We start from the raw sequence: 24,677 nt of genomic DNA, 5'->3' as shown, positions 1-24,677 counted from the left end.
ATGTGCGGAATTAATGGAATAGTTAAAAAGAATCTTTCTGATTTAGATCAACTCCAAAAACAGATTGCTTCGATGAACCAGTCTATATTTCATCGCGGCCCTGACGAAGATGGCATATTTACCGAGCTTTCAGGTTCAGGTAGCGGTATTTCAATGGGGATGAGAAGATTGTCCATTATTGACTTGAGCACAGGAAAACAACCTATCTATGCTAACCACGATCAATTGATCATTGTTTTCAACGGTGAAATATACAATTACAGACCGCTAAGAGAAAAACTCTTGAAGTCCGGTGTGGTTTTCAAAACAAATAGTGATACCGAGGTAATCCTTCGTCTCTACGAACTTGATGGAGAAGCCGCTTTTACCCAATTAGACGGTATGTATGCCTTTAGTATCTATGATAAGACCAAGGGCAAAATATTTATTGCGCGAGATTTTTTTGGAGAAAAGCCACTATATTATGCAAATCATGACAACCAGTTTATTTGGGCTTCCGAGCTAAAATCAATTGTTCCACATATTGAAAAACCAAAAATTTCGTCAAAGGGATTAAATTTATATTTTAGGCTTACCTATATCCCAGCACCACATACCATTTATTCTGGTGTAAGCAAACTGGAGGCCAATCATTATATAAGCTACGACGTAAAGGATCACCACCTGGAAATCAAAAAAATACATCAAACCACAAATCAAGAGGAACTCAATGATATTTCCTTTCATGATGCAAAGTCCAAAGTCAGGGATTTGGTCTTAAAAAGTGTTGACAGTCGGTCCATATCTGATGTACCCTTGGGAACCTTCCTATCCGGTGGTGTTGATTCGTCAATCGTTTCACTTTGTTTGGCCCAAAGTAGGGAAGAAAAAATAAACACTTTTTCCATCGGCTTTAAAAAGGCTTCTTTTGATGAATCTGATAAGTCAAGGCTAGTTGCAAAGCAAATCCAGAGCAATCACCATGAATTTATTATAGATGAGGATGATCTAAAAAATGATATCCATTCCATTTTGAACAATTTTGACGAGCCGTTCTCCGATTCTGCTGCGCTTCCAACTTACCTTATTTCCAAAAAAACAAGAGAGCATGTTAAGGTTGCTTTAACCGGTGATGGCGGTGATGAAGTTTTTGGAGGATATAACAAATATTATATGGGTGAACTCAATCAAAAATATACCAGAATAGTTCCAAAAGGAATACACAAAGCCTTGTTACAAATTACCACCCCTTTGCTAAGTACATCTGATGACAAGAAAGGACGTCGCTACAAAGCAAAAAAAATGATGAACACCTTTAACTATGAAAACCAGTATTATTGGGATATTATTTCACTGGGGAATACCGAAAGGAAACTAAAAAAGCTACTGCGGGAAGAAAAGTATGTTCCGGAGTTATTTTCGGGGTACAAAGACAAATCAAAAATACAAAAGCCAAAGTCTTTAACGGATTATAGACTGATAGATAAAATTTTAAGCCTTGAGGGTGGGATGTTACCCAAAGTTGATAGGACTAGCATGCTGGCTTCACTAGAATGTAGAGCTCCTTTTTTAAATAAAGAAATATGGGATTTCACATCTAAGCTTCCTGAGACATTTTTGCTCAAAGGCTGGAACAAAAAATTCATTCTCAAAGAAGCCTTTAAAGATCAATTTCCCGATGATTTTCTGGAAAAAAGCAAACAAGGATTTAACACTCCCATCGGGGATTGGCTAAGGTCCGGATTAAAGAAGGAACTTGAATCGTACACAGAGATTGGGTTTTTAACCGAGCAAAACATTTTTAATTTAGAAACTGTACAAAAGTTGGTTGTTAACCATTTGTCAGGAAAAGAAGATAGTTCTGACGCTGTTTGGACATTCTATTGCTTTCAGAAGTGGTATTGTAATGTATATATGAATTTGTAATGTAATGTAATGCAATGGATGTAATTATATTAACAAGCAATTTATTGGGCAGTGCCTCTTTGCATTTAGAAGAACTCATAACTTCTGATAAGATTGACATTAAGATGGTCGTTTATAACCAGGGTAAGGTCTCTAACAAAAAAAAGTATTATTCCCGTAGGCTAAAAAAATTGATCAAAGTGGGTCCCTTGGGAGCATTGAACGGTATTCGCATGCGTAAATGGTATACAAATAAAACTTTTGGGTACTTGAATATTAAACCCATTGATGCGCTTTGCAAACAATATGATATCCCTTTTAAATCCACAACTAGCATCAATTGTCCGGAAACGGTGTCTCTTTTTGAAAATGCAAATGTCGATCTTGGTATCAGTATTGGAAACACCTATATTGGAAGAAAGGTGTATAGTGTACCCAAATACGGTATGATCAATATACATTATGAAGAACTACCAGAATACCAGAATGCAATTGGAGTAATATGGCAGCTCCATAATAATTCTTCACATACGGGTTATACCATACATGCTATTGACCGTCACATAGATACCGGTAATATCTTGTTAAAAGAAATACTTCCAATAACCTTTCGGCCCACACTTGCCGATACGGTAGCAAATACCTACGCCAAGGTATGGTTACAATCTACAAAGGGGTTGCTTATGGTGGTAGAAGATTTTCTATCTTACTTTGAAAATAAAACTCCACAAGCTTACGGAAACTCTTATACAACACCCACTTTCATGCAATATCTTACAATCCGTAAAAAATTTAAGCAATTAAAGAATAAAGTTGTGATCCCTAAACTTTAATAAATTAGTGGAAATTGCAATTTATCTCAGGTTACTTTAACATCTTGAGTGCTATTTTTAGCTAAAGGTTTGCCAACCTTTTGACTTAGAACCATAAAAGGTTTTTCTATCAATATAAAATATACACTAATCAGCAATATCGAAAAAGGCACAAAAATCAGACCCTGCACTAAATAATTCATTTCAAAGGTATCAAAGAAAGTCAGCCTATTGGTAAAAACCTTCATCATTAAATGGTACAATGGGTAATGTAACAGATAGAGTGAATAGCACATCCCCCCAATTATGGTTATTATTTTGTTGGATAGCAGCTTTCTTAGATAAACCGAATTTAAAGCTGAAGTAACTATACCGAACAAACAAATAAATCTTAACCAGTTGTTATCAAAAGAAAAAAACAAGGGTAATGAGATTACAAATATTACATCCCAAAAAGCTTGACGTTTAAAAACCTTATTTATATACAAATCTGCTGAAAGTATTCCAGCAATAAAGAACTTCATATACTGATTCAAATCGGTAAATGGAAATATATCCCAATACATTGAGCAGAGCAACAAACTTGCATAAATAAAGTATCTCCAGTATGGTGTGTCAAATATTTTGAAAAGCATAATGAACAAAGGCATCAAAACATAAAACTGAACTTCAATTTCCAAACTCCAAGCTACCGGTAGAATATATGAACTGTTCATAAATGCAATATTATGCACATAAAAAAAGGAAGCTAAATAACGTTCCAACAAAAAGACTATACTCTGCTCCTTTAAAAAAATATGAACTAGAAGAAATAAGGTAATAGCTATAATATAGGGTGGTTCTATTCGGACCAATCTTCTTATGAAATATTTTTTGAATTTTAGTTCGCTTCTTTTTCTTTTGATGAATGGTAAAGTCAAAATGAATCCACTTATGGCAAAGAATAAATGTACCCCATAATTTCCATGTAATAATGCTTGCCTAACAGCATTTCCTTCATCAATCAAAGCTCTGTCAAAACTATCATTGTGGGTCAATAATGCACCGCTAAAATGAACCAACATCACAGGAATTATAGCAAAAAATCGTAATGCATCAATTTCTGGGATATAACGCTGAGATGATTTTCTTTCAAACCATGTCCAACTGAACGACCGTAACTTTTTTATCATAAGAAAAAATTAAACTTTCTTTTAGGCAATCAAAAAACAAACCTAGTATTTTCCCATTCAAAACATGAAATTACACGACGAAACCGTAACATTTTCGGTGAAGGAAATATGTGGCCAAACCAGTTGATTGAATATTATTTTTATTTATTTAAATATTGCATCTTTAAGACTTGTTCTTTTTTAAAAAGTACTTAATTTTTGAATAAAGAACGTTGAACTTCTTTTCCCTTAGTTCTTGCTTAATCCTATAAAATAAATACAAGTAATTGCCAATTAAAAACGCTCTTAAAGATTTTTTATCGTAAAGTATATGATTTTCAAATAGATAGTTATCAGTTGCCCATCTATTTTTATAATCATTATCTCCTTTGGAATAGTCGAAATATTCAATCCCATTATCCAAACACCATACTATAATCTTACCAATCAATATGTGTCCAAGAGAAAATCTGGCATAATCCGAGTCAAAAGAAGTAATTGCGAAATAAAGCACTTTTGTTGACAGAAAACAGAGAGAAACGGCTATTATTTTATTGTCTGCATATAGTACATTCAGCGAAGCTTCCTTGGCTAATATCATATCATATGCCAAATCGGAGTAATAATTACGATCTCTTAAAATGTCATTATCTTTTCCTAAGTCGTCCCACCTTTTACCCAAAAGTTCGTAAAAAGCGCCAATTACTTCATCATATTTTTGCCTGGTCAATGCTCCATAGAACACCTTAAAATCTAGATCACTTTGTTTTCTTAGCTTTTTCTCACCATCCCTTACCTTATATCTACCTCTTTTTGAAAGGTTTGCCATTAGATATTCATCAATATTTGAAAACCCTTCCAATTTGGACAGATACCCCTTGTACTGAGGAACTTTTTTAATTTTCAATCTTTTCAGAATATTGGTTTGATCCTCATGAAAAAACTGATGTACGTCGTGAATAAGAAAAACTTTCCCTTTGAAGTCCAATTTACCGGGTGTTATGGTATACTCCGTGCCATTGGTCAAGTTCTTACCGACGTTATAATAGAATAAGGAGTTTTTATTTTTCAAAAAGCTTTGAGGCGAAATAAACTCGAAACTCTCCGGTTTAGAATTACCACCGAAATGTTGCAACCATATATCAATAAAATTCTTTGACAGAAATGGGTTCATCTTTGCTGTTTTAAACGGGTGTGGTCTTAGTTTCCATCATACTTATCTCCTTGGACAATTCGGACATTGTAGCTCCCTCAAATCCATATTTCTGGTTCATTCTTGAATAATGCAATAAAATCTCTTCTAACAAGGCAAAGTTTTCCTCAGTATTGCCTCCAAAATTGTGCGGGTGCCACCATAGATGGTATATTTCACCTCTTTTAGCCGCATATGTCATACTTCTTTTTATCCTTCCCAGTTTCATAAACTCCAAAAAAGATAGTTTCTTATTATAGGGTCGTAAAAATCTACTTGAGCGAATATTGTATGGATATGCATTTGAAACCTCATTTAAAGAGAACGTATGGTGACCAGATATATTTATATAACAATCCAATGTTCTAAATATTCTTTTTAAAAGTGTAGTTTTTAATTCGCTCTCGGGACTGTTGAACCAAATCCGTTCAGTTCCCCTATATGAGGATATGCCTTTTTCCGCGCATACCTTTAAATAAGCATTATTAACTTGGTTTCGAGGGAATACAATGGATTTTATATTATTTCCATATTCTGAAGATATGGCTAGGGCGGATTCAATATCTCTTTTGAAATCTCCAACATTCTGACCTTCTTCTAAACAATAATAATGAGAGAAAGTATGGCTTCCTACCTCATGTACACCATCATTAAGTAAATTTTCAATCAACTTGGGTGCATAATGATAGGGATCTTGCTCATTTTTTTCTTTTACCAAACGCATAGCATCATCGCCATAAGGGGACAAGTTTGCATCTTTGTATTTGGGCTTTTCTTCAGGCGAAAACTTTTCTAATTCATTTTTAGTTTTTGCGAATAAAAATCCTACGGTAGCAAATGTTGCTTTAACACCATATTTATCAAATAAATCTAATAGTCTAGGCATTACAGTATGTACCTTTTCGATGGATTCCCCATAACTATCCAGAGTCCTTTTGTCCCTAACCCCCCAAAATAATTCAAAATCCAATGATATGACCAGTTTGCCTTTTTTCATATGAAACTTACTATAAAGATTTTGGATCCAAAATTATTCGTTTCCTTATACCATTAGCAATTACAACATATTCCAATCCGTTCTTGTGCTTTAAGATTTGGACAGAATCCATACTTTGGGGTTTGGAATAAAGCATATCATACACTTTTCCTGCTATGTCCAAATTTGATAATTGCTCATGACTTATCTTTTCATACAATTCTTCTACCAACCTTTCTTCGTCAATATCTTCGATTTTTATTGCACTTCCCATCTCAGCGTTCTTTCGCTTTGAATTCCAGAAAAACTTGAACTTAACATACGTTTCATTAAACTTTTTATCTCTTAAATATTGTTTAAGACTAAAGTAATTAAACAGTAAGGAGGCTATAAATTTGCATAACATGGAGTTTTTATCATAAATAATATGGTTCTCAAAACAATATGTTTCGTTTGCCCACCGTAATTTATAATCATAGGTCCCTTTGGAGTAGTCCAAAATGTCCATATTGTTTTCAAAGCACCATTTTACCATATTTAGAATTGATATATGGCCTAGATTATAGCGTCGGTACCTTGTATCAAAAGTATTTATCGCGTATAATAAAGAGCTTTCGGAGAGAAATGACAAAGAAACTGCTATAGGTTGCTTATCATGACAAATCATATGAATGATTGCCTTTTTGCCCAGTATCATATCATAAAAAAGCTTTCGGTAGTATTCTTTTTTGTGCAGAATATCATTGTCCAACCTTAGGTTTTTAAACCGAGACTCTATAAGCTCAAAAACATAATCCATTAAGTTTTCATACCTCTGTTTTGAAACGTCTCCGAACAAAGTTTCATACTCAATATTAAAATTGGTTTTAAGCTTTCGCTCATTTTTGCGAAGTTTCATTCGGGTTGAGGAAGAATAATGCCCCGATAAAAAATCATTGAAGTCTTTGTATTCGGTAAAACGAGTAAGATATCCCTTATATTGTTTTATTTTTTTAACTCCTATGTTTTTAGGTTGTTCCTTACTTAACTCAGCTACATACGGAATTACGTCATAAACCAAAAACACCTTCTTTCTAATATCGCTTTGTCCCTTATAAAGATTATATGTGAGACCATTGGTTATGTTACGTCCAATATTATAATACAACCGTGGCGCCCAACTTTTAATAAAACCCAAAGGACCTACACTTTTATAGTATACAGGTTTCTTACCAGTTGCAAAAAACTTCAACCAGTTTTTAGTGAATTCCTTATGAAAAAATGGGTTCATATGTTCAATAGATTATTCTAATAATTGATTTTTTTTGAAAAAACTTATGATTTCATTAGCTACTAGGTTACGTCCATGATCATTCCAATGCTGGTCATAAATCAATGTTGTAGGCTTATTGGTGGATTTTTCGAACCCTCGTCCATAGTCAATTGTATGAATTCCATGTTTTTCTAAATAATCCAAAAAGGCCTTATTTGTTTGTCTTGTATCCAATAAAATGGCAGTTTTATCTTTTTCCAATCCATACTTGGAGTTCAATTTGATAAAATTGTCCATGAAAATGAGGTCCTTTGTCAAGTTATCTTCTATGTCTTTTCTTGGCTTTTGACCGATACTCAATTTTCTAAGAATTCTTTTTACGGGGTCAATCATTCCAATATCCAATAAATATACTAGTAGTTTGGAGTGTCTTAAAAGTGGAAAAACCACTTTTCTAGGTTTTACAGAATATTCACTGCGAAGAAGATCGTTGTAATATTTGAGTTCATAAATTATAAAATCAACCTTTTCAAATTCTTCTTTATTTGTATGGACCAAATACATTTGATCTGCCAAATCAAAATCCGAATGTCCGTATTCGTATATATGAACATTTGACAGCCCCCTTTCCACTTTTCTTCCAATGGAATTTCGATAATCTTGGTGCAGCCCTTCAATAAACGAATCTCCCAATATTGCAACCTCTACGCCATCTTCTGTAGGCTCAAATTCACGGTATGAATTATATCCTGCAGCATTTATTCTAAATGGTGAAAATTGCTGCCTTCTGTTTCCAAAAACAGCATGTCCTTCTTGATTGGGTACCCGTTTGTACATTTTGTTCTCGTCCAAATACCAATCAGGGCTATCATTGTGTAGATGAAATATCCGAACCGTTGCCTCTAGAAATAAAAAAGCTAGAAAGAGGTACAAACAAAATTTTATTATAAATCTTCCCATATTGTTAAAACTGAAAATAAATAAACGACCTGTCAACACCACTATCATAAAACAGAACTATGCCCAAAACGACCAAAGCATACATTAGGAACCTAGTTGTTTTATGTTTAAAATTGAATGGTTTTCGCTCATCCTTTCGAATTATATACTCGTAAATGATAAAAAAAATCAATAGGATAAAATAATCAATCATTCTATATCCCAAGGGATGAACATATTCCTTGAATGAAAGGTCAGAAAACAATCGTCCCAAATAAGTAAATGAATGTGCTAGCGATTCTGCTCTAAAAAAAATCCAGGATAAAGTAACCAAACCGAAAGTAGTAGTAATATTTAATAAATCCCTTAAGGATGGAAAACGATTGTTTGCTCCTACTGGATTTTCAATATACTTCCTATTGTTATTGAAAAGGAACAAAGGAATAAACAAAAGTGCATGAATACCTCCCCAAATCACAAAAGTCCAATTGGCTCCATGCCATAAACCGCTAACCAAAAATATGATGAAAATGTTTCGTATAACAAGTTTTTTAGTTGTTCTGGAACCCCCGAGCGGAATGTATATATAATCTCTAAACCAAGTTGATAAGGATATATGCCATGTTCGCCAAAACTCTGCAATATTTCTGGAAAAGTAAGGGAATTTAAAATTTGACATCAACTCTATACCAAAAAGCTTGGCGGTTCCTATGGCAATATCTGAATATCCAGAAAAGTCCCCATAAATTTGAAATCCGAAAAAGACCGCACCTAAAACCAAGGTGCTCGATGGATAATCTTGGGCGTTTAAAAAAATATCATCCACAATTGGCGCCAACGAATCAGCAATGGCCACCTTTTTAAAAAGGCCCCATATAATAAGTTTTAGGCCACTACTAGCCTGTTCATATGAAAAAACTCTTTTCTTGCTAATCTGCGGTAATAAGTTCGTAGCCCTTTCAATAGGTCCTGCAACTAGTTGAGGAAAAAAAGATACAAACGCAGCAAAAGCCATAAAATCCTTGGTAGGTTCAAGTTTTCTCTTGTAAATGTCTAAAGTGTAACTTAAGGTTTGGAAGGTGTAAAAGCTTATTCCCACTGGTAAGATTATGTTTAACGAACGGCCGCTAATTTCACCACCAAAAAAAGAAAATGCTTCTACAAAACTGTCAACAAAAAAATTATAATATTTGAAGAATCCTAAAAAACCCAGATTAGCTGCTAGACTAAACCAAAGTAACAATTTCCTTCGCCCTAGACCACTTTCTTTTTCCAATGCTAGTCCTACAACATAGTCTATCAAGGTGCTAAAAACAATTAAAGAAAGAAAACGCCAATCCCACCAGCCATAGAAAGCGTAGCTGGCGGTAACAATTAAAGCATTTTGCACTCTTAACGACTTGAATGTAATGAACCAATAGGCTAGAAAGACTATTGGTAAGAAAACAAAAAATTCAAATGAGTTAAACAGCATTATAACTTCTTTAAATATTCAACTACTTGCAAAGATGCCCGTTCATGTCCATAACAAGTCCAATGGTAATCATGCTCAAAAGACCAATTATCATCTTCTGAATTATCTAGCTGGATCACATTCAAGACGTGAAGTTTTAAGAACTCGCGGAATTCTTTATTGGTATCTGGTCGTAAAACAATAACAATTTTTTCCAGATTATAATTTTTTCTTGCATAACCAATCAATTTTTCGAAATGATTGAAATTATCTGAGATGGACTGGTTGGGTTTAACATTTGACTTAGCAGGTTTTATTTGAGCTAAGGAGGGTTGGAATCTTCTGTACAAATAGAAAGCCAACTTCCAACTATAAAGCACTTTTTTTAAACCAGGTGCTTTCATTTTGCCATAAGTAATTAAATTGTTATCCAAATCCATTTGAGTGATATTGGGTAATCTTTTAATCTGTAAAACACTCTCGCTAAAATCCGTTTCATTTATGTAGATTAATTGTACTTTCGGATTCAGGGAATCTAATTGCTTAGAAATTTCCAAGGCCTCAATAAAAGAAACCCCTGATCTTGAAGCCTCCGTATAATTGTATTTTGCCAGTGCTTTTTTAAGGTAATCCATTTGATGGCATTCTTCTGGATTCTCGAAGTTCTCAATAAATGAATCACCAATTATCGTAACCAGGTTGTCAAAGCTTTCTGGAAGTTTCCCTGGCCAACCTTTTTCATTAATTTGCCATTTGTGCAATCCTCCCTTCCAGTAACCCGCCTGGTTAGGTATATACTTTTGAATTCCAAATCTGTCTATTTGACTTTCTGGAATAGTAGGGGTAAGAAAAAAGAAACGAGCAATGATTTCACCTATGACCAAACCGATAATCAAAAAGAATACTATTTCTTTAATAAATTTCTTCATGATCAAAATTGAAAATAAATAAATTGCTGTTGTTCTCCAGTAAATACAAACATTAGTATAACTAATCCAAAATAAAAGCTCCAGCGAAAATATCTAGGTAAAATTGTTATCCTTTCAATAGCGTATTTTGATTGTCTACCTATCCATTCAATCAAGATAAAAAACAAAAGGAGATATAAAATGCTTGCTTCGTAATCTATTGTAAGCTTTTGAAGTGATTTAAAAGAGAATATACCTATTACATAATCAAAACCCATTGAGACACTTTTAGCACGAAAGAATATCCAAGCAATTAGGGTCAAGACGAAAGTAAGTATGATTTGGAACGATTCTTTTAAACTTGGCAACCACTTTCCCTCAGCTACTAAATTGGTGTTCACCCTATTTTTATTTGTTAGTAATAGTGGCAAAAAGTAAAGAGCGTTTAAAGCTCCCCAGACTATAAACGTCCAATTGGCGCCGTGCCAAAATCCACTGACCACAAATATTATAAATGTATTTCTGACCTTCATTGCTGTTCCTCCCCTACTCCCTCCAAGAGGTATGTACAAATAGTCTCTGAACCAAGTAGATAGGGAAATGTGCCATCGTCTCCAAAATTCTGCTATATCCCTTGAAAAATAAGGGAAAGCAAAGTTTTGTTTTAAGTCAAATCCAAATAATCTGGAAATTCCTATGGCAATATCTGAATACCCCGAAAAGTCTCCGTAAATCTGGAAAGCAAAGAAAAATGCTCCCAAAATTAACGTTCCAGTATTGTATTCTTGATAACCGTCAAAAATTAGATTTGCATATTTAGCGCAATTATCTGCGATGACTATTTTCTTGAATAGACCCCAAGCTACTTGTCTAAGTCCATCAATAGCTTTTTCATGGGTAAACTTTCTTTTCTTAAAAAATTGTGGCAACAGGTTGGTAGCCCGTTCGATTGGACCTGCCACCAATTGGGGAAAGAAACAGACAAATGCAGCAAAAGCCATAAAATCAGAGGTAGGTTGCAATTTTCTTTTGTAAACATCAATCGTGTAACTCAAAGTTTGGAATGTGTAGAAACTTATACCTACAGGAAGAATAATATTCAACGAACGGCCATTGATCTGATGTCCAAAAAACGAAAACGCTTCAACGAAACTATCTGCGAAAAAATTATAATACTTGAAGAACCCTAAAAATCCAAGGTTCACCAACAAACTAAGCCACAACAATAGCTTTCGTGTTTTATCCTTTTTTTCATTTTTTAAAATGAGACCAATACTGTAATCGACTACCGTACTAAAGGCTATTAAAGATAGAAATCTCCAATCCCACCAACCATAGAATACATAGCTAGCCAAAACTATAAATACATTCTGGAGTTTTATGCCCTTATTGGCAACAAACCAATAAATAACAAAAACTATAGGAAGAAAAATGAAAAACTCTAACGAGTTGAATAGCATGGTTTATCAGTTTTTGGTCAATATAAAATTGCCTATTACCAATACATCCAATCCTGTAGAGAAAAAACATCGAATAGCATCCTTAGGAGATTCTACGACAGGTTCACCCTGGATATTAAAACTAGTGTTCAGTACCACAGGAACTCCTGTTCTATCTCCTAAAGCTTTAATCAAATCGTAATACCTAGGATGAAGTTCGCGCCTTACCGTTTGTAGACGTGCACTACCATCTACATGGGTTACCGCAGGAATGACCTTTTGTTTTTCTTCCAACACATTACAAACCTTGAGCATGAATGGCGCCTCTACTTCAAGGTCAAAAAACTCATCTTTTGCCTCCACTATTGCGGAAGGTGCAAATGGCCTATATGCTTCCCTAAATTTGACTTCAGCATTGATTTTGTCCTTCATATCAGGAAATGCCGGATTGGCCAAAATACTCCTACTTCCCAAAGCGCGGGGACCTACTTCCATATTGCCTTGAAACCAACCAATGATTTTTCCATTTTTCAAAAGATTTGCAGCATAATCACATACTTCTTCCACATACTCATACCTCAACTTTGCTCCATCAAGTACTTTTTTGATTTCTGCGTTTGAGTAAGAAGTGCCGATATATGGATCATCGTGGATATAGATACGCTTATTTGCCAGGACACCATTGTACACATAAAATGCTGCTCCCAACGCGGTGCCATTGTCACCAGCTGCCGGCATAACGTAAACATCTTTGAATTTGCTCTCCCTGACTATCCGTCCATTCATTACACTATTCAAAGAAACCCCACCAGCAATCACAAGGTAATCGGCTTTGGTTTTGGTATAAAGAATGTCACAAATTTCCAAAACCTTATCTTCCAACACGCGCTGAAAAGCCGCCGCAACGTCCTTATGTCTTTGCTCGAACGGAGCATTCTTAGCTCTAGGTTCACCAAAAACTTCAATAAATTTTTCCGAATAACCTACATACTGTGGATTGAAAAAAGATAAGTCCATATGGAAACGCCCATTCTTATCAACGGTAATTATCTTTTCTACTTGTGCTTTATAGGTCTCAGGGTTGCCCATAGGCGCCAGTCCCATTGTCTTTCCCTCATCATAATTTGGTTTGAATCCACAAAATGAAGTCACAATCTCATAGAACGCTCCCAGTGAATGTGGAAAAAAGTTCTCGCTAATTTTATTGATTTTATTCCCTTCTCCATAACCAATCCAAGTTGTTGCCCATTCTCCTGCCCCATCTATACCTAATAGTGCTGCTTTTTCATACGGAGAAACATAAAATGATCCTGCCACATGCGATAAATGGTGTTCAACGAAATGTACTTTGGGCTTATTTTTGGATTTTCCCCAATGTTTGTTGTACCAATTCCAAAAGTCTTTTTGCTTCATATAAGGATGCCCAATTTGATAGGCAATGAATCGCAATAAACTTTTTGACCTTAACATTCCAAACATTTTGGATAGCACAAACAGTAATTTTTTCTCCCAATTATGTTTGGGCTTTATGGAAACAGCAATGTGGTCAATATCAGAGTATTTTAACCCTGAATCCTTTAAACATCTCTCGGCCGAAAGTGTTGGAAATTGTTTTGTGTGTTTATCCCTATTTAATCTTTCTTCTTCAATTGCCCTAATAAGTTTGCCATCTTTGACAATACAGGAGGATGAATCATGAAAGTAATAATTAAGCCCTAAAATGACCATTTATGTTTTTGGTTTTTGGTTGATTATAATTTTTATTCTTTGAATCAAAATTTGACAATCCTAAACTCTGATCTTCTATTCTCACTATGCTTCTTCTCAGGACAATTGATTCCATCCGCACACTCATTGGTTAATTGAGTTTCACCAAAGGCATCATGTTTAATTCTGTCTTCTGAAATACCCTGAGATAAGATATATTTCACCGTTCTCTCTGCTCTTTTTTCAGACAACCACTGATTATATTTATCTGTTCCTCTAGAATCTGTATGGGCATTTATCTCAATGACCAAACTTGGCGTATCCTCCATTAAGTCTACCAATTTATCCAATATGGCTTTATCATTTGTGGTAAGAAAAGATGAATTCAGTTTGAAATAGACATTGGACAATTTATCAATTGCTTTTTTAATTTGAGCCAACCTTGCATCCTCAGCATCTCTTTTAGCCTTCTCCGCAGCTGCTAAACGGGCTGCTTCTTTCTCTCTTTCCAATCGTTCTGCTAACAAACGGGCCTCTTCATCAGCTTTTTGCCTTGCAGCAATAGAATCTTGAACACGTTGTTGCTCTTCCTCCAATTCCTTGAGCAAAGCCAATTTTTCCTCTCCTTTTCGGGAAAGTCCTTTTTTAACATTAAATCGATAGGCAACACCTACCGCATGTTGAATATGGTTCGTTGCATTTTCGGTATCCATGGCCCATTTCCCTGTTGAGCTAAAATCCAATCCCCAATGGTCGGAAAACCAGGTTCTAAAACCTACTGCAGCATTATAGGTACCCCTACCTTGATTGTTAGCATCGGTGTAACCAACACCAATACCCACATAGGGGTCAAAAAAGCCCATTTCACCCAATATCTTATTCAAATCGTAACTTACACGAAAATCCAAAGCCAAATAATCCACATCTTCTGGATTTACGGCATTGTCCACTATCTTTCCTGCATCATATTTATTATAACTGGCAATGGCCTCCAATCCCAGTCCGTTTTCAAAATAACGACCAATACTGGCACGAGAAGGATACGGAACTGCATGCCATCCTTCGCTAAGGTCGAATAGCTTTCCAAATTCATCTCCAGAATCATCTACAAAATTTGTTCCCAAGGTAACCATCCAATAACTGTATACAATACTATCTTTTTTGGTAAGCTGGACATCTTGACCAGCCATATGCAGGGAACTAAACAAAATAAGTGCCACAACGAGAGGTTTTACACTTTTCATATGAATAAGATTTGAGGTTCTTTTCACGACAAAGCTAAATCAACACTATCCTAAATTTTCGCTTTGTACTTTGAAGTGCTTTTATTTTCGATAAGACGCTTAAAATGGAAATTCTAGCTTCGTTTAAAATCCTTGTTTTTGGATACTTATCGCTTTGGAAGTGGTTGGTAATTTATAAATGTAAAAGGGGTAGGAAATTATAGGGTTTTCCTTAATATTGGAGTCATTGGGTTCTGAAAGTGCCACGGTTATCACAATTCCATCTTCATGATCAGATTTTGCCAATTTTGGTGTTGTTTCACCTTTTTGTTCTCCTAAACACATTACTACAAGTACGTCTTTTGAAAAGTCCACAACGGGTACCGGAAGTCCTGGTTTTCTAGTCTTGTTGATTCTTGAATAGAACTTGTTTAACGACTTGGCATTCGAGATTACAGCCGCTTCATAAGAATCAATCCCACTGTAGGCATCACTCGCCACCAATTCGAAATCAGATGTGTGACCTGCATTCATTTTGGTCTCCTTTTGAGCTTTACAAGATGCCAGACAGATAATGGATATGATCAAAATATATTTCATCTATCAAAAAGTGTTCTTAAATCTGGATTTATAGGCTTTTTCATAAACTTCTTCGTACAGCGGCAAAATATTCAGTATATCAAACTTAGAAGCTACTTTATGGGCATTTTCCTTGAACTGTTCCAACGCCGTATCATCTTTTAAAATGTGCATTGCTTTGGATGCCATTTCATCAATATCACCAACATCTGCAAGAAAACCAGAAATTCCCTGCTTATTTACTTCAGGTATGCCTCCGGTATTGCTGGAGATAACTGGAACCCGGTTGATCATGGCTTCTAATGCTGCCAAACCAAAGCTTTCCGACTTGGATGGAAGCAGAAATAAGTCTGAAAAACAAAGTATGCGGTCAATTTCATTACTATTTCCTAAAAACACTACCCTATCTTTTAGACCAAGATCATCACAAAGTTGTTCGGCGTATTCTTTTTCAGGTCCTTCCCCTACCATAATAAGTTTAGCTGGAATTTCTTTCTGAACCCGATAAAAAATATGAATTACATCTGGGATATTCTTTACTTTTCTAAAATTACTAATGTGTGTAATGATTCTCTCATCCTCATTGGCCATCAATGAACGTTGACAATCCGTATAATCGGTTTGATATTTTGACGAATCAATAAAATTGGGAATTACTTCTATCTCCTTTTCAATATTAAAAATCTCGAAGGTGCTTTTCTTTAATCCTTCCGAAACGGAGGTCACCACATCCGATTTATTGATGCTGAAATTCACCGCAGGTTTATAAAAAGGGTGCTTCCCTACCAACGTAATATCCGTTCCGTGCAATGTTGTGATCATAGGAACAAAAATTCCCTCTTCCTGTAACATTTTTTTTGCCATATATCCAGCATACGCATGAGGAATTGCATAATGAACATGCAATAACTCTATCCCGTACATTTTGACGGTATCTACCAATTTGCTGGACAGAGCCAATTCATAAGGTTGATAGTGAAAAAGAGGGTATTCTGGGACGTGCACTTCATGAAAATGAACATTATTGCTCAAAAGTCCCAGTCGTACTGGTTGTTTATATGTAACAAAATGCACTTCGTGTCCTCTTTCGGCAAGCGCAATTCCTAACTCGGTGGCTACAACGCCACTACCTCCAAAGGTGGGGTAACAAACTATAGCTATCTTCATAAGAACAAATCTAAGGCAATATTTTATGCCTAATTTATAATGGAATCATAAATCGCTTGCTGAATTCTAGTTCGAAGTCCCGATTTAATCAGCAAGGTGTTACTGGACGATGGGTAGGTTCTGTTGGATAAAAACACATAAACCAATTCCTCATCTGGGTCCGCCCAGGTGTACGTTCCGGTAAACCCGCTATGGCCGAAGCTCTTGCGTGAGACACAACCACAGGTCGGTCCACTTTCTTTCAATTGAGGTTTGTCAAAACCAACCCCACGGCGCACATCTTTATGACAAAAATAGCAGGTATTAAATTTTTTAATAGTCCGGTCGGTCAAAAAACGTTTTCCGCCATAAACACCTCCCTGGAGATACATTTGCATAATTTTGGCGACGTCCATCGCATTGCTGAACAAACCAGCATGTCCCCCTACTCCACCTTGCATAGCTGCACCCATATCATGCACATAACCTTGTACGGTTTGATACCTATAATAGTTATCCTCTTCCGATGGTATAATTGCTTCTTTGGGAAATTTTTCCAATGGATTAAACGTGGTATGATCTAGCCCCATAGGATTGATCAAAAACTCTTGAATTAATTTGTCCAAAGGTTCATTATAAGTATCCTCAATATACTTTTTGAAGATATAATAGGCAACATCGCTGTAGCGATAACGGTTCGATTTTAAACTCTGCCTCCCAATGCGATTGTAAATTGAATCTTTGTAGGTATCGGTGAGATACAAGTTATCAGCCACCTTATATGAAAAACCATCGGTTGGTGCATTCCTATAAAACTGATTCGAAGGCTTTCGACTTTTGCTCAAAGTGTCAATATAAAATGCAATCCATGCCGGAAGACGTCCATAATGTGATAACGCCTTTAGAACCGTAACATCTTTAAGCTCTGTGGAGTCATACTGAGGAATTAAATCCTTGAAGGTATCGTTCAACGCAATTTTGCCTTCTTCCTCCATTTTCATAATTAAGGGCAAAGTGGACAGTATTTTGGTCAATGAAGCTAAATCGTAGATGTGTTCTCCCTTTATTTTCTCCTTGGAATCGTATGTAGGTTTGCCAAAACTCTTATTGTAAACTACTTTTCCTTTTTTCGCAATTAACACTTGTGCGCCAGGAAACATTAAAGAATCCAATCCGGCATTGACCAAGGTATCCACCATCGCCAATCGGGATGAGCTTAAGCCCACGCGTTCAGGAATGCTATACCCTAAACGTTGGAGAGGTTTTAACTCAACTCCAGTATTCACAGGGAATTCGGGATGGGCAGAAACGGGCAACTTACCTTTGGAACCAATAGCGCCAAAAATAACCTCCGCCGCAGATTCCTGGGCCATTTTGCTATTCTGGTAGGCCATGATCAGCCCATCTATGGTTCTGAAGTCAAGTACGTCTAAAAGTGCATATGGCTTGGCAAATACGCTTAAAATGGTATTACTGGTTCTTAGATTGGCTATTTCATGTAGCCAGAACAGTTCGTTTTTTGAAAATTTATACGCCTTCCAAGGGCTTTTATTGCTTTTGTGAAATCCAATGACCACCAAATTGAAATCGGCCAATTTCTTTTTGTACCCCGCTGCATCCATTGCTTTAATGTGAGTGACATTGGCATATTTGGTCATGGTTTTAAAAAATGTTTCGCCAGAGTCATCACCAAATTGTACGTATGCAATTTTTTTGTTTTCCAATTTTTTTACCGGAAGCAGCGAAAAGTTGTTCTTGACAACAGTAATTGCATTCTCTATGGCTTTTTCATAAATGACATCATTTTCAACACCATTCAAATCTTCATGAAGGTTTTCTAAATCTATGGGTTCGTAATTATCCAAACCTGCCTTGTATTTAGCCATTAGGATTTTCTTGACGGAATGAGATAGCCGATTTTCGCTGATTATCCCTTTTGTATAGGCCTCAATAAGTTTTTCCTTAGCCTTTAGCACATTTTCGGGCATCAAAAGCATATCATTTCCAGCTTTAAACGCCTCCAATTCTACTTCTCCTTCCGGAGCAAATTGGGAAACCGCCTTCATATTTAAGGCATCTGTAAAGATCAAGCCTTCAAAGCCCATTTCTTCCTTTAAGACTCCAGATATTATCTGTTCAGACAGGGTAGAGGGCAATCCATCAATAATTTCCAAATTGGGAACATCCAAATGAGCTACCATTACGGAACTTAATCCGCTATCAATCAACCTTTGGAATGGATAGAGTTCTATGGAATCCAACTGTTGACGGGTTGAATTAATCACGGGCAATGCCTTATGTGAATCTGTGGCGGTATCACCATGGCCCGGGAAGTGTTTTCCGCAAGATAAAACTCCTGCTTTTGCCATTCCCTTTATAAAGGCCACTCCTTTTTGAGCCACGTTGAGTGGGTCCTCACCGAAAGAACGATTTCCTATAATGGGATTGTTAGGGTTATTGTTTACATCAATATCTGGCGCAAAATTTATATGAACTCCAAGTCGTTTGGCATGTTTGCCTACTTGAAATCCTATCTTTTCGATAATAGAACTGTCTTGAATGGCTCCCAGGGTCATATTCCATGGAAAAGCATATGTCGAATCTAAGCGCATTGCAAGACCCCATTCGGCGTCCAACGCGATTAACAAAGGTGTTTTTGATTCGGATTGAAATTCGTTGGTAAGATTTGCCTGTCTACCTGGCCCGCCGGGCAAAAATACAATCCCTCCGATGTGATGGTTTTTAATAAGTTCTTTTATTCTGTTTGCAGCGGATTTATCTTGGTTTGAGGCAATACTTACCATAAATAACTGTCCCACTCGTTCTTCGAGTGACATGCTATCGTATTTGGCTTCCACCCAACTTAGCTGTAACAAGGAATCTTTAGCTGTCAATGGGCTCTTCTGAGCATTGACGCTTAACAAAACCAATAAGAAAATGGGAAAGTAAAGGTTTATCCGCATAAATATCTTGTCTAGGACATGAACTTACAACGCATAAAAATATTGCATTTCATCGAGGAATGCACAATTATTAAGACAAATTAGGGATATTCTTAGACGAATCGTGAATGCCAACTCTCACTTGCAGGTACTTCCCAATGCTCCAAATACTCCAATTTGTTGGCCACCAAATTGTTGAATACAATGGTGTTTTTAGAAATAGCCTTGTCTTTTGCCATTTTTTTAAAATCCTTTAGCGTTTTATAGGCCACATACTCTCCTTGCTTAAAGGATACGTTCATTCTATCCAACAGGCTAACATTATATCGTTGTTCCAATTGTTGTATAAAATGGACAGAAGCATCAATTGAGCAGCCAGATGCGCCGGCATTGGATTGATCTAACCCTATAATTATAAATCTCTTGTATTTGATTTCGAAACCAGCACATAATTCGCTGCCGTGCGCAGTCCATTCATTCAAAAAACTGGAAAGATTGCTTTTTATTTCTTCCAACTCTACATCTGAGAAACTACGATTGGATTGGTAAATCCATATTCTTGAAGTGTCCGGTAAGGACTTAAAATCAACTAACATTTTAAATAGAGTTTGCGATAAGTTCAGCCACATCCAAAACGGTAATACTTTCCTCTTTTTCGTGTGCTTTAATTCCGTCCGTCATCATGGTATTGCAATATGGACATCCTGTTGCAATAATATTGGGATTGGTTTCCAAGGCGTCTTTTGTGCGCAATACATTAATATCCATATCACCTTTTTCCGGTTCCTTGAACATCTGAGCTCCTCCAGCACCGCAGCACAATGCTGTTTTTTTGTGCCGTTTCATCTCAACAATATCCGCATTGGTTTTCTTGAGAACGTCTCTTGGTGCATCAAATACAGTGTTGGCTCTTCCTAAATAACATGGATCATGGAATGTAATTCGTTTTTCTTTGTATTCCTGACCGGTTAAGGACAAGCGTCCACTATCCAGTAATTCTTTAATGAATTGTGTATGGTGAACAACATCATAGTTTCCGCCTAAACTTGGATATTCATTTTTTAGGGTATTGAAAGAATGTGGGTCGCAGGTTACAATACGGTTAATTTCATAGCCATTTAAAACTTCTATGTTCATCATGGCCTGCATTTGAAACAAGAACTCATTCCCGGCCCGTTTGGCCACATCGCCTGTACAACTTTCCTCGGGTCCCAAAACCGCAAATTCGACATTGGCTTGATTGAGTATTTTCACGAAAGCCCTTGAAATCTTTTTAGCCCTATCATCATAGCTGCCAGCTGAACCCACCCAGAACAATATTTCTGGCTGCGTACCTTGAGCTAGGAATTCTTCCATGGTTTTTACCTTAAGTTCTTCACTCATAGTACAAGATTTATTCGTTCACCCAGTTTAAACGGTCCATTTGGTTGTAGGGCCATGGTGCTCCATTGTTCTCAATATTAGACATCATATTGTTCAATTCTGTTGGTGCTGCAGACTGTTCCATCACCAAATATCGTCTCATTTCCACAATTATGGATAACGGGTCTATGCTTACCGGGCATGCCTGAACGCATGCATTGCATGTTGTACAGGCCCAGAGTTCTTCTGTAGAAATGTAGTCGTTAAGTAGTTGCTTGCCATCAGGCACAAACACTCCTTTGTTTGCATCCATATTCTTGCCCACTTCCTCCAATCGATCTCGGGTATCCATCATTATTTTTCGAGGCGATAATTTCTTTCCTGTTTGGTTAGCCGGACATTCGGAGGTACATCGTCCGCATTCCGTACAGGTGTATGCATTAAGTAATTGAACCCAATTCAGGTCCATTACATCAGAAGCTCCAAATTTTTCTGGTTCCGGAGCATCTTCGGCAGGGGCCGCATATGGATCAGCTGATGGATCCATCATTAATTTTACCTCATTTGTAACAGCTTCCAAGTTATTGAACTCTCCTTGTGGTTTCAATTTTCCATAATAGGTGTTTGGAAAGGCCAATAGAATATGAAGGTGCTTTGAGTAGTATAAATAGTTTAGGAAAGCCAGAATGCCTAAAATATGGAGCCACCATGCCGTTCTTTCAACCACAAGGAGGGACGAGATTGACATCCCATCAAAAATTGGCATCAAAAATTGACTAATCGGAAAGGCTCCTGCCTTAGTATAATGGGGAGCATTCAATTGTTGTAATTGAAAATCGGCTGCATTCATGGTCAAAAACAACAGCATCAACACAAATTCTATATATAGAATCATGTTTCCATCCTTTTTTGGCCAACCTTTCATCTCAGGTTTGATGAACCGCTGAAGCTTAATTATATTTCTTCTAATCCAAAATATTACAACGGCTACTATGACCAATAAGGCCAAAATTTCAAAAGAACCTATCAAGAAATCATAGAGTGCACCTAATGGTGCGAATATGCGATGTGTGCCCAAAATACCATCGATAATGATTTCCAGAACTTCAATATTGATGATAATAAAACCAACATAAACAAGAATATGCAGCAATCCAGCGACAGGCCTAACAACCATTTTGGTCTGACCCAAGGCTATTCGAGCCATATTTTTCCAACGTTTGGGTTTGTTGTCGCTAACGTCCACATCTTTTCCCAACTTGATGTTTCTGGACAATTTTTTTATGTTTTTGGTAAAAAAGCCAATGCCGATGACCAAGGCGATGACAAAAAGAACATTGGGCAAATATTCCATATATTAATTCTGGTTTTGTTCGGCAGGATCGTTTTCGGGAAGCTCGTAGTCTTTTTGCTTTTTGCCAAAAACGGAAACATTCACGTACCGCTTGGGATTAAGTCTAAAATCTTGCAACAATAGATCCAACTGTTTTGAAGCCTCCGTCAAATTTTCGTAAAGTTTTTCATCATTGGCCAATTTACCCAAGGATCCTTCTCCCTGTTCAATCTTACCCAACACATTGTTTAATCGTGTTACTGTAGTTTGAAAATTGGCAACGGTTTCAGCAAGACCTGAATTTGCCAAGGAATCTGACAGTTTTGAAAAATTGCCGGTGATTTTGTCCACGTTCTTTAAAGAACGGTCTAATTGGCCTTTATTGGACTCTAAGAGTGTATTCAGTTTATCGGCACTCGATTTGAAAGAACTGATCAGTTCATTTAAACCAGCTATACTTTGGCGCAGTTCCAATCTGGTGCGATCATCCAACACATCATTTACATTGATCAATAATGAATCTGCATGCGAAACCGCTCCCTCAACTTTTAGTTGTAGTGGCGTTAATTTTTCTTGCACCAAGGCTGTAAGTCCAGGTTTGATACTGGATTTTAGTGTATCTCCAGATATTGCCATGGGAGCACCATCAAAAACTGGATGGATTTGAACTCCTTTCCCCCCGATGATTCCGGTGTCGTAAATTTCAGCGCTACTATTTTTGGAGAATTCATATCCTTCATTCACTGAAAATGTGACGACGGATTTAAATTTATTGTCTTTGAACTTAATACCAACTACATTTCCCACAACTACTCCATTGATGGTTACTTGGGTACCTGATTGAATTCCACCCACATGGTCATAAACCGCGTACAATGTTTTATGGTTTTCAAACAATGAGGATGATTTTAGATAGCTCAGGCCAAAAATGAATGCCAGGATTCCAGTGAGTACAATAATCCCAGTCTTAACTTCCCTTGATAGTTTCAAAAGATTCTGTTTTCTGTTCCTAACAAAATTAGGAATATTTTTAACAAAGGAGCTATGTAATTTATTCCTATTTAAGGACTTCTTTTAACGATACCCGCGTTCCATTTTTATAAGCCACAATATAGGAAGTAGTATATCCCTTGGCATCTGCCCTGGATTTTAGCCGCTTGGCATCATTATAGGAACTTGCATTTCCATACATATATCGGAACAGATTTTTATATGGTTCTTTTGACAAAATGTCCAAACCTCTAAAATTTGAACCTTTAAGGGCAATGTTCTTCGCACTGGCCATTAGTTGCACTTTGAAAACTACATCACTTTTAGTCTGTGGTTTTATGTTTTCCACTTTTTTGGTAGAAGATGCAACCTCCGATGTAGTCGTGCTTACCGTTTTCTCTTCTTTTTCAGGAATTTTTTGTTCTTCTTTTGAAGTAGTATGCAAGGCTCCGGAAGAATCTTCAATTACAACGGCAGTATTGTCAGCTTCAAAACCTTTAGCTATATCGGTTTTATAGGCTACAATTGCATCAGCTATGGCCTTTCCCATTTCCCCTTGTCCTTTTTTGGAGTTCAGATAGGTCCCTTCATTTTTATTGGTCAAAAAACCGGCCTCCACCAGAACGCTGGGCATAAAAGTTTGGTGCAACACTATAAAGCCAGCCTGCTTAACTTTTCTATCTTTTCTGCGTAAGCGTTTGGCAAAGTTATCCTGCAGTTTCTTGCCCAACATAATACTTTGTTCCAAAAATTCTTCCTGCATAATAGTAAGCCCTATTACAGATTCAGGAGAATTAATATCGTACTCGGCATATTTTTGTTCGTAATTATCTTCTAAATAGATTACCGAGTTTTCCTTTTTGGCCACCTCGAAATTTTGACGATTTGCATGCAGACCCAAAACAAAAGTGCCCGCTCCGTTTGCATCGGATCCATGGGAGTCACAATGAACGGAAACAAAAAGATCGGCTTTAGACTGATTTGCAATCTCGCCCCGTCTAAATAAATTAACAAAAGTATCGTCCTTTCTGGTGTAAACGACTTTAATGTTTGGGTTCTTTTCCAATTCAGCACCAGCCTTTAGTACAATGGCAAGTGCTATATTCTTTTCTAGATACCCATTACCTAAGTTGCCGGGATCATGACCTCCATGGCCTGCATCCAAAACCACCACAAACTTATCTTTGGGAGGGGTTTCGGTATCATTTTTGGTAAACGAAGTCAGGGGTAGGACTGCGATGATAAAAATTAAAAAACCTAACTGACTTTTTTTCATAAGAACTGCGTAATTATGGTATTCTTTTAAGGTTAAAAATATTGTAATCCACAATAATCGGAACAAAAATATATGTAAGTTTGATCCCAAAAACTGAGCCAAACTTCCACAAA

20 protein-coding genes are annotated in these 24,677 nt (G+C 36.6%); 2 read left to right on the top strand and 18 right to left on the bottom strand.

Annotated features, from left to right (window positions below; translation table 11 throughout):
- Both asnB and IAG46_RS00975 read left to right on the top strand, forming a co-directional pair.
- A complete protein-coding gene (asnB, locus tag IAG46_RS00980; RefSeq protein WP_190808453.1) occupies window positions 1-1,905 on the top strand; it encodes an asparagine synthase (glutamine-hydrolyzing) in 1,905 nt (634 codons plus the stop codon).
- Window positions 1,906-1,919: 14 nt separating this feature from the next.
- On the top strand, window positions 1,920-2,717 hold the full coding sequence (locus tag IAG46_RS00975; protein ID WP_190808452.1) for a formyltransferase family protein: 798 nt from the start codon (window positions 1,920-1,922) through the stop codon (window positions 2,715-2,717).
- A 26-nt stretch (window positions 2,718-2,743) separates the two neighbouring features.
- Here the strand turns inward: IAG46_RS00975 and IAG46_RS00970 are convergent, their stop codons facing one another.
- The 18 genes from IAG46_RS00970 to IAG46_RS00885 form a co-directional block, all read right to left on the bottom strand.
- Complete coding sequence (locus tag IAG46_RS00970; RefSeq protein ID WP_190808451.1) at window positions 2,744-3,868, bottom strand: acyltransferase; 1,125 nt, start codon at window positions 3,866-3,868, stop codon at window positions 2,744-2,746.
- A gap of 163 nt (window positions 3,869-4,031) precedes the next feature.
- Entirely contained in the window at window positions 4,032-5,021 is a 990-nt protein-coding gene (locus IAG46_RS00965) for a GNAT family N-acetyltransferase (protein ID WP_190808450.1), read from the bottom strand.
- Window positions 5,022-5,031: 10 nt separating this feature from the next.
- Window positions 5,032-6,009, bottom strand: a complete 978-nt coding sequence (locus IAG46_RS00960; protein WP_190808449.1) for a polysaccharide deacetylase family protein — start codon at window positions 6,007-6,009, stop codon at window positions 5,032-5,034.
- Window positions 6,010-6,046: 37 nt separating this feature from the next.
- On the bottom strand, window positions 6,047-7,285 hold the full coding sequence (locus tag IAG46_RS00955) for a GNAT family N-acetyltransferase (RefSeq protein ID WP_190808448.1): 1,239 nt from the start codon (window positions 7,283-7,285) through the stop codon (window positions 6,047-6,049).
- A 12-nt stretch (window positions 7,286-7,297) separates the two neighbouring features.
- Window positions 7,298-8,227 carry a hypothetical protein gene (locus IAG46_RS00950; RefSeq protein ID WP_190808447.1) on the bottom strand — a complete coding sequence of 310 codons (930 nt, stop codon included), beginning with the start codon at window positions 8,225-8,227 and terminating at the stop codon, window positions 7,298-7,300.
- A gap of 4 nt (window positions 8,228-8,231) precedes the next feature.
- Window positions 8,232-9,680 (bottom strand): MBOAT family protein, encoded by a 1,449-nt coding sequence (locus IAG46_RS00945; protein ID WP_190808446.1) that lies wholly within the window; start codon window positions 9,678-9,680, stop codon window positions 8,232-8,234.
- The gene (locus IAG46_RS00940; RefSeq protein ID WP_190808445.1) at window positions 9,680-10,588 is read right to left on the bottom strand and encodes a hypothetical protein; all 909 of its coding nucleotides are present in this window, start codon (window positions 10,586-10,588) and stop codon (window positions 9,680-9,682) included. The genes IAG46_RS00945 and IAG46_RS00940 overlap by 1 nt, the downstream gene beginning before the upstream one ends.
- Window positions 10,589-10,590: 2 nt before the next feature.
- Complete coding sequence (locus IAG46_RS00935; RefSeq protein WP_190808444.1) at window positions 10,591-12,027, bottom strand: MBOAT family protein; 1,437 nt, start codon at window positions 12,025-12,027, stop codon at window positions 10,591-10,593.
- Between the two features lie 6 nt (window positions 12,028-12,033).
- The gene (locus IAG46_RS00930) at window positions 12,034-13,734 is read right to left on the bottom strand and encodes a carbamoyltransferase C-terminal domain-containing protein (RefSeq protein WP_190808443.1); all 1,701 of its coding nucleotides are present in this window, start codon (window positions 13,732-13,734) and stop codon (window positions 12,034-12,036) included.
- Between the two features lie 44 nt (window positions 13,735-13,778).
- A complete protein-coding gene (locus IAG46_RS00925; protein WP_190808442.1) occupies window positions 13,779-14,957 on the bottom strand; it encodes an OmpA family protein in 1,179 nt (392 codons plus the stop codon).
- A gap of 123 nt (window positions 14,958-15,080) precedes the next feature.
- Entirely contained in the window at window positions 15,081-15,536 is a 456-nt protein-coding gene (locus tag IAG46_RS00920; protein WP_223826536.1) for a hypothetical protein, read from the bottom strand.
- A gap of 3 nt (window positions 15,537-15,539) precedes the next feature.
- Entirely contained in the window at window positions 15,540-16,682 is a 1,143-nt protein-coding gene (gene bshA / locus IAG46_RS00915) for an N-acetyl-alpha-D-glucosaminyl L-malate synthase BshA (RefSeq protein WP_190808440.1), read from the bottom strand.
- A 29-nt stretch (window positions 16,683-16,711) separates the two neighbouring features.
- Window positions 16,712-19,624, bottom strand: a complete 2,913-nt coding sequence (locus IAG46_RS00910; RefSeq protein WP_190808439.1) for a glycoside hydrolase family 3 N-terminal domain-containing protein — start codon at window positions 19,622-19,624, stop codon at window positions 16,712-16,714.
- Between the two features lie 92 nt (window positions 19,625-19,716).
- Entirely contained in the window at window positions 19,717-20,199 is a 483-nt protein-coding gene (locus tag IAG46_RS00905) for an ABC transporter ATPase (RefSeq protein ID WP_190808438.1), read from the bottom strand.
- Between the two features lies 1 nt (window position 20,200).
- Entirely contained in the window at window positions 20,201-20,986 is a 786-nt protein-coding gene (locus tag IAG46_RS00900; protein WP_190808437.1) for a (Fe-S)-binding protein, read from the bottom strand.
- A 10-nt stretch (window positions 20,987-20,996) separates the two neighbouring features.
- Window positions 20,997-22,319: a (Fe-S)-binding protein gene (locus tag IAG46_RS00895; RefSeq protein ID WP_190808436.1), complete on the bottom strand. Its 1,323-nt coding sequence runs from the start codon at window positions 22,317-22,319 to the stop codon at window positions 20,997-20,999.
- A 3-nt stretch (window positions 22,320-22,322) separates the two neighbouring features.
- Complete coding sequence (locus tag IAG46_RS00890) at window positions 22,323-23,288, bottom strand: MlaD family protein (RefSeq protein ID WP_190808435.1); 966 nt, start codon at window positions 23,286-23,288, stop codon at window positions 22,323-22,325.
- Between the two features lie 67 nt (window positions 23,289-23,355).
- Window positions 23,356-24,564: an N-acetylmuramoyl-L-alanine amidase gene (locus IAG46_RS00885; RefSeq protein ID WP_190808434.1), complete on the bottom strand. Its 1,209-nt coding sequence runs from the start codon at window positions 24,562-24,564 to the stop codon at window positions 23,356-23,358.
- Window positions 24,565-24,677 lie beyond the last annotated feature (113 nt).

The sequence above is a fragment of the Flagellimonas sp. S3867 genome, assembly GCF_014698935.1.
Classification (GTDB): domain Bacteria; phylum Bacteroidota; class Bacteroidia; order Flavobacteriales; family Flavobacteriaceae; genus Flagellimonas.
The sequence above is the reverse complement of the archived record's forward strand: the minus strand, read 5'-3'. Positions and strand labels throughout refer to the sequence as shown.

Bases quoted from the DNA above. Each gene is read 5' to 3' on its own strand.
- asnB (WP_190808453.1), top strand. From the start codon at position 1: ATGTGCGGAATTAATGGAATAGTTAAAAAGAATCTTTCTGATTTAGAT.
- IAG46_RS00975 (WP_190808452.1), top strand. From the start codon at position 1,920: ATGGATGTAATTATATTAACAAGCAATTTATTGGGCAGTGCCTCTTTG.
- IAG46_RS00970 (WP_190808451.1), bottom strand. From the start codon at position 3,868: ATGATAAAAAAGTTACGGTCGTTCAGTTGGACATGGTTTGAAAGAAAA.
- IAG46_RS00965 (WP_190808450.1), bottom strand. From the start codon at position 5,021: ATGAACCCATTTCTGTCAAAGAATTTTATTGATATATGGTTGCAACAT.
- IAG46_RS00955 (WP_190808448.1), bottom strand. From the start codon at position 7,285: ATGAACCCATTTTTTCATAAGGAATTCACTAAAAACTGGTTGAAGTTT.
- IAG46_RS00950 (WP_190808447.1), bottom strand. From the start codon at position 8,227: ATGGGAAGATTTATAATAAAATTTTGTTTGTACCTCTTTCTAGCTTTT.
- IAG46_RS00945 (WP_190808446.1), bottom strand. From the start codon at position 9,680: ATGCTGTTTAACTCATTTGAATTTTTTGTTTTCTTACCAATAGTCTTT.
- IAG46_RS00940 (WP_190808445.1), bottom strand. From the start codon at position 10,588: ATGAAGAAATTTATTAAAGAAATAGTATTCTTTTTGATTATCGGTTTG.
- IAG46_RS00935 (WP_190808444.1), bottom strand. From the start codon at position 12,027: ATGCTATTCAACTCGTTAGAGTTTTTCATTTTTCTTCCTATAGTTTTT.
- IAG46_RS00930 (WP_190808443.1), bottom strand. From the start codon at position 13,734: ATGGTCATTTTAGGGCTTAATTATTACTTTCATGATTCATCCTCCTGT.
- IAG46_RS00925 (WP_190808442.1), bottom strand. From the start codon at position 14,957: ATGAAAAGTGTAAAACCTCTCGTTGTGGCACTTATTTTGTTTAGTTCC.
- IAG46_RS00920 (WP_223826536.1), bottom strand. From the start codon at position 15,536: ATGAAATATATTTTGATCATATCCATTATCTGTCTGGCATCTTGTAAA.
- bshA (WP_190808440.1), bottom strand. From the start codon at position 16,682: ATGAAGATAGCTATAGTTTGTTACCCCACCTTTGGAGGTAGTGGCGTT.
- IAG46_RS00910 (WP_190808439.1), bottom strand. From the start codon at position 19,624: ATGCGGATAAACCTTTACTTTCCCATTTTCTTATTGGTTTTGTTAAGC.
- IAG46_RS00905 (WP_190808438.1), bottom strand. From the start codon at position 20,199: ATGTTAGTTGATTTTAAGTCCTTACCGGACACTTCAAGAATATGGATT.
- IAG46_RS00900 (WP_190808437.1), bottom strand. From the start codon at position 20,986: ATGAGTGAAGAACTTAAGGTAAAAACCATGGAAGAATTCCTAGCTCAA.
- IAG46_RS00895 (WP_190808436.1), bottom strand. From the start codon at position 22,319: ATGGAATATTTGCCCAATGTTCTTTTTGTCATCGCCTTGGTCATCGGC.
- IAG46_RS00885 (WP_190808434.1), bottom strand. From the start codon at position 24,564: ATGAAAAAAAGTCAGTTAGGTTTTTTAATTTTTATCATCGCAGTCCTA.